This is a genomic window from Candidatus Eisenbacteria bacterium (assembly GCA_016867495.1).
In the GTDB taxonomy this organism is placed as follows: Bacteria; Eisenbacteria; RBG-16-71-46; order CAIMUX01; family VGJL01; genus VGJL01.
This window is the reverse complement of the sequence record VGJL01000373.1, coordinates 1-1,503: the sequence shown is the minus strand read 5'-3', so window position 1 is coordinate 1,503 and position 1,503 is coordinate 1. Positions and strand designations below refer to the sequence as shown.

Genomic DNA, 1,503 nt, shown 5'->3' with positions numbered 1-1,503 from the left:
GGTGGCCGGATGGCGGCAGGGCGCCGACTACCTCGGCTGCGGCCCCTTCGCGGCGACGGCTACGAAGCCGGATGCCGGCCCGCCGGCAGGAGCGGGCCTGCTGCGCGCGGTGGTCGCGGCCGTGCCGCTTCCGGTGGTCGCGATCGGCGGCATCTCGGTCAAGAACATCGCCGAGGCTCTAGACTCGGGAGTTCACGGGGTCGCCGTGATCTCCGCCGTATGTTGCGACGCGGATCCCGAGGAGAGCGCACGGGTCCTTCGAGGGGTCGTCGATAGCCGGTTCGCAAAGCCGATCCAGGGGGAGGCATGACCACGGAGGGCGCGTGGCTGGGTAGGAAGGGGACTTCCCTCTCGACCGTCGGCGAATTCGGCCTGATCGATCGCCTCAAGTTGATCGTGGAGCGCGAGACGCGGGCGCGCGGCCTCTCCAGCGAGCGCCTCGCGATCGGGATCGGAGATGACGCCGCCGCCTATAGACCCGATCCCGACTGCGAGATTCTCGTCACCTGCGACATCCAGGTGTCAGGACGCCACTTCGTCCCGTCGTGGATCTCGCCGCGCGCGCTCGGCGGCCGCTGCATCGCCGTCAATGTGAGCGACATCGGCGCCATGGGCGGCATGCCACGAGCGGCCCTGGTCTCCCTCGGACTTGGACCCGAGATCGCAGTCGAGGACATCGAAGCTCTCTACGAGGGAATGATGGATCGTCTCCTGCCCCTGGGTACGCTCCTGGCGGGAGGCAACGTCAGCTCCCTCGAGAGCGGCCTGATCATCGATGTGACCGTCATCGGGGAGGTCGAGAAGGGACGGGCGATTCGGCGGGACACGGCGCGAGCCGGGGACATCATCTGGGTGACGGGCTATCCCGGCTCGGCGGCGGCGGGACTGGCCATCCTCGAGGCTCGCGGAGGCAGGCCGGAGACCGGCGCGATCGCGAGTCTCGTCGAAGCCTATCTCCAGCCCGCGGCCCGGCCCGTGGAGGGAAGGGCGCTCGGACGCTCCGGCGCCGTGACGGCGATGATCGATCTCAGCGACGGGCTGATCGGGGATCTCCGCCACATGGTCGAGGGACCCGGCATCGGGGCGCTCCTGCGGGCGGAGTCGCTCCCGCGGAGCGAACCGCTTCGCGAGGCGGCCGCGATCCTGGGTCGATCCGCGGAATCGCTGCTCTTCTCTCCCAGCGATGACTACGAGCTCCTCTTCACGACCCGTCCGGAGGCCGCGGAGCGCGCGATCGGGGCGCTCCGAGAGGCCTCGACCGTCCCCGTCTGGCCGATCGGGGAGATCATCGCCGAAGCGAGCGGGAGGATCCTCCTCGAGGCCCGGGACGGATCGAGGCGGGAGGCCCAAGCCTCCGGTTGGGATCACTTCGCCGGTTGATGAGAGGGTGAAGCCCACGGAATCGTGCTATCCTCATCTCGGATCGGGGTCGGGAGGAGAGATGGGTAGGGGAAGACTCGCACATGGGGCCGGCATCTTGGCGCTGGCCCTCTGCATCCCCGC

At 69.4% G+C, this 1,503-nt stretch carries 2 protein-coding genes; both read left to right on the top strand.

Annotated features, from left to right (window positions below; translation table 11 throughout):
• Position 1 precedes the first annotated feature (1 nt).
• The gene (locus FJY88_14355) at positions 2-310 is read left to right on the top strand and encodes a thiamine phosphate synthase (GenBank protein ID MBM3288509.1); all 309 of its coding nucleotides are present in this window, start codon (positions 2-4) and stop codon (positions 308-310) included.
• Positions 307-1,380, top strand: a complete 1,074-nt coding sequence (thiL, locus tag FJY88_14350; protein MBM3288508.1) for a thiamine-phosphate kinase — start codon at positions 307-309, stop codon at positions 1,378-1,380. The genes FJY88_14355 and thiL overlap by 4 nt, the downstream gene beginning before the upstream one ends.
• Positions 1,381-1,503 lie beyond the last annotated feature (123 nt).